We start from the raw sequence: 4,175 nt of genomic DNA, 5'->3' as shown, positions 1-4,175 counted from the left end.
CTCCCAGTAACTGGCGGCATTTGTTGGCGAGGCGACAGAGATCGAAGGACGGCTATCGACGGCCTGAATATCCCACGGCCAGCCCAGATCCTTCTTCGGGGTCATGGCCTGCGCGGAGAGCAGGATCATCTGCGCCCGTCGCCACGTCACCACCGACCCACTGGAGCGGGGCACGATCGACGGGACTCGACCCGTCCTCACAACGGGCAAGCCTTGGCGGCTGCGGCACCGGCACAGAAGTCCGTCGGGGAGCCGACCGGGTCAGTCGGTCAGAGGGACAGATCGATGAGATCGCCGTCACCGTCGTCGGTACCAGCGAGCTGGTCGAGGTCACCATCACCTGGGCCGGCGGGTACCAGACCCACGGACAGGCCACCCACCCGGTCGGGCGCGACGGCGAGGCGGTGGCCCGCGGTTGTTCAACGGCCCGGCGAGGTCGGGGAGGTGTGCGTCGACGGCCACACCAGCGTTCTGCCGATCTGGGCCACGGCCTGCCCCGCCTGTGCTTAACCTGATATCGATCGGAATGACCAGCGAAGGAGATCTCCATGCCCAGGTGTCCGCACACGTACTGTCGACGGTCCCGATGAGTGCGCCGGTGGTCGTCGCGGTGGTGGGTGGTGGGGCAAGCGGTTGCCTCGCCACCGCCCAACTGGCAAGGTCCGTGGCGGTTACCGGCCGAAGATTCACAATACTGCTCGTCGAACCGGACGACGTCGGCGAGGGCCTGGCGTATCTGACCCGGGATCCGCGGCACCGGCTCAATGTCCCGGCCGCGAAGATGAGCGCATTCGACGATGACCCGCAGCACTTCCTGCGCTGGCTTCGTCGGCACGTCGCGGTCGACTTTCCAGCCAGGGGTTTCGCGCCCCGCCAGTTCTATGCCGACTACCTCCGCCACACGCTGGAGGAGACGCTGCGCGCGGTGAGCGGGGTGCACTACGAGCGGGTGTGCGCCCGCGCGACGGACGTCCGCCGGCACGGCCGCCGGCTGCGCCTCACGCTCGAGGACGGGACCAGCCATCCGGTCGACGGCGTCGTCCTCGCGCTCGGGCACGGCACTGCGACGACGTCGTGGGCTCCGCCGGCGCTGGCCCGGTCGCCGCGGTTCGTCGGTGATCCGTGGCGGGCGGATTCCCAGCCTCGCGTCCCGGCCGGCAGCGACGTGCTGCTCGTCGGCTCGGGCCTGACCATGGCCGACATGGCCCAGCGCTGGAGCCGGGCCGGCGTGCGCCTGCATGTGACCTCGCGTCACGGGCTGCTTCCGTTGCCCCACGCTGTGGACCCGGCGCCGCCGCTCGCCGCCCCGGAGTTGCCCGACGGACCGGTGAGCCTCGCCCGGGCCCGCCGGCTGGTCTTCGATCACATCCGCGCGGCCGGTGGCGACTGGCGGCGGGCCGTGGACGCGATGCGCCCGGTGACGGCCGAGCTGTGGTCACGCCTGGACGCGGCCGCCCGGTCGAGCTTCGTCGCCACGACGATGCGCCGCTGGGACCAGGTGCGCCACCGCGTCGACCCCGCCATCCACGCCTGGCTGGAGCAACGCCGCGCCGAGGGATCGCTGGTCGTGCACGCCGCGCAGGTCGTCGACGCCTGTGACACCGCGGCCGGCGTCGAGGTCTCGCTCAGTGACGGCTCTCGGGTACTCGCCGCGGCCGTGGTCAACTGCACCGGTGCCGGCGCCGGCGTGCGGACCAGCCATGATCCCCTGGTCATGAACCTGCTCGCCGCCGGCCTGGCGACCCCGGACGGCCTGGACCTGGGCTTCGCCACCGAGGCGTCCGGGCGGCTGGTCGCGACCGACGGGCCCCGGCCGGCGATCTGGGCCATCGGACCGCCCCGGCGGGGGGAGCTGTGGGAGAGCACGGCGATTCCCGAGATCCGCGGCCAGGCGGCCGCGCTCGCCCGCGCCATCGTGGCCGCCCTGCCTGGGCCACGGGTCGTCCGGCGGGTGCGCGACCCCTACGGCCTGCCCCTCACCGCCAGCCCGCAGGCGGCCGGTCGCTATGTCGCCGGGCTCGGACGGATCCTGCGGGTACAGTCCGGAGCCGAGACGCTGGTGGCCGAAGCGGTCGCGGCCGACCCCCAGTTCGCCCTCGGGCAGGCGGCGCTGGCGCTGCTCGGTGCCGAGTGGGGCGCCGATGTCGACGTGGAAACGGCTCTGCGGGACGCGCAACGCCACGCCGGCCGGGCCGACGAGCGTGAGCGGCGCTTCATCGACGTCGTCGCCGCCCGCATCCGTGAGCCGGGGGCAGCCGGTTCGGCGGCGGCACTGCTCAGCTATATCCACGCCTACCCGGAAGATGCCCTGGCCGTCAGCATCGCCGTGCCGACCATCGCGTTCAGCGGCGCGACGGAGATCCCGGCCGAGGCCTGGGCCCTGGTCGAAGGACTGGCTGCCGTCTACCGCGACGACTGGTGGTACCGGGGGCTGCTCGCCTTCACCCGCCAGGAGCAGGGGCGGTGGGACGAGGCGGCCGAACTCGCCGCGCTGGCGCTGGCCGTCGAACCGACCGCCGGCCACGCCGTCCACGCGAAGACCCACGTCCACTACGAGACCGGCGATCACGAGGCAGGGCTGGCCTGGTTGGACGCCTGGATCTCGACCTGTGGGTCGGATTCGTCGCATCGGGCGCACTTCTCCTGGCACGCGGCCCTGCACGAACTCGCACTCGGTGACGACAGCGCGATCCGGGCGCGTTTCTCGACCCAGCTCTCGCCGCCGGCCGTCTCCGGCGTCCGGGCGCTGATCGACTCGGCGTCGCTGCTGTGGCGCGGCTTCGCGGCCGGCGCCTGGACGTCGGTGGAACTCGGACCGGTGTTGGAGACCGTTCCCGGCGCGTTGCTCGTCGATCCGCCGACGCCCTTCGTCGGGCTCCACTCGGCCATCGCCCTCGCCGCCGTGGGGGACTGCCGCCGACTCGCGCAACTGCGCCGGTCTGCGGCCGCCCGCGGCAGCGCGGTGTTCACCGACACCATCGCGCCGCTGGCCGACGCGCTGATGCACCTCCTGCACGGTGATCCCGACCGGGCGACCGACGCGCTGATCGCGTTGCCCGGCGTCGAGCGGCTCGGGGGCAGCGCCGCCCAGCGCGAGATCGTCGAGGACACCACGATCTACTGCGCCATCCAGGCCAACCGGCCTGACATCGCCCAGTCCCTTCTCCGGACTCGGCTCGACCGCCGCTGCTCCCCCCGCGACGTGCACCGCCGTGCGCAACTCCTCGCCGGCCAACAAGCCGGGCATCCGTCACCGAATGCGTGACCAGTACTTCACCCTGGGTCAGGACAGGTCGGCGGTGTCGGCGTCCCAACTGGCCAGGATCGGCAGCACCCGGGCAGTCGGCGAGTCCGGCTCGACGGTGTAGATCGTGAGCCGCTGGTCGGGTTCGTGGGGCGGCGACACGGTCTCGATGCCGAACATGAGGTCGCCCGCCTCCGGGTGGCGGATGAGCTTGATCACTGAGGCGTAGTCGCGCACCGCATGGTCATCCCACCACGCCGCGACGTCGCCATCCGTGGCGCGCAGCTCGTCGACGAGCGCGTGCAGCTTGCGGTCGTGCAGGCGGCGGCCGGCCTCCAGGCGCAGCGTCGCCACAGCGGCCTGCGCGAAGACCGCCCAGTTCACGATGCGCTCGCGGGCGACCGGGTCGAGGAACAGGTAGCGCAGGAAGGACGAGCCCGGTTCCAGCGGACGGCCCAGTACCGCGCGTAGCAGAGCGTTGCGGGCCAACACGTCGCCGCGGTGGTCGAGGAGCAGCACCGGGACGTCATGGAGCGCGGTCATGATCCGCAGTAGTCCGGGGTCGGCCCGTTGCGCGAGTTCCCGCGCGGGGGCACTGCGGGGCTGTGGGCCGGGCGCGGCCAGGTCATGCAGGTGAGCACGTTCGGTGTCGTCCAAGCGCAGCGCGCGAGCAAGCGCGTCGAGAACCTCGGGTGAGACGTTCGCCTGGCGGCCCTGCTCGAGCCGGCTGTAGTAGTCGGGGCTGAGTCCGGCGGCCACCGCGAGCTCCTCCCTGCGCAGGCCGGGCACTCGACGCGGGCCAGGAAAGGGCTCGATGCGGGCCTGTGTCGGTGACAGCCGGTCTCGGCGGCCCCGCAGGAACGCGCCGAGTTCCGCCCCAGGGCCCCGGGAAGATCGTTCTAGGTTGCGATCTGCTACGCGGAGTATTGGC

Annotated in this window: 2 protein-coding genes; one reads left to right on the top strand and one right to left on the bottom strand. The window is 72.3% G+C overall.

Translation table 11 applies throughout. The annotated features are described in order from the left end of the window. Positions 1-586: 586 nt before the first annotated feature. On the top strand, positions 587-3,265 hold the full coding sequence (locus G6R25_RS22115) for an FAD/NAD(P)-binding protein (RefSeq protein ID WP_163554432.1): 2,679 nt from the start codon (positions 587-589) through the stop codon (positions 3,263-3,265). Positions 3,266-3,283: 18 nt separating this feature from the next. On the opposite strand, the gene G6R25_RS22110 is transcribed toward G6R25_RS22115, so the two are convergent. Further along, positions 3,284-4,171, bottom strand: coding sequence for a helix-turn-helix transcriptional regulator (locus tag G6R25_RS22110; RefSeq protein ID WP_163554433.1), 888 nt, complete (start codon positions 4,169-4,171; stop codon positions 3,284-3,286). Positions 4,172-4,175: the final 4 nt, after the last annotated feature.

The organism is Candidatus Frankia alpina (assembly GCF_902806485.1).
Lineage (GTDB): Bacteria > Actinomycetota > Actinomycetes > Frankiales > Frankiaceae > Frankia > Frankia alpina.
The sequence above is the reverse complement of the archived record's forward strand: the minus strand, read 5'-3'. Positions and strand labels throughout refer to the sequence as shown.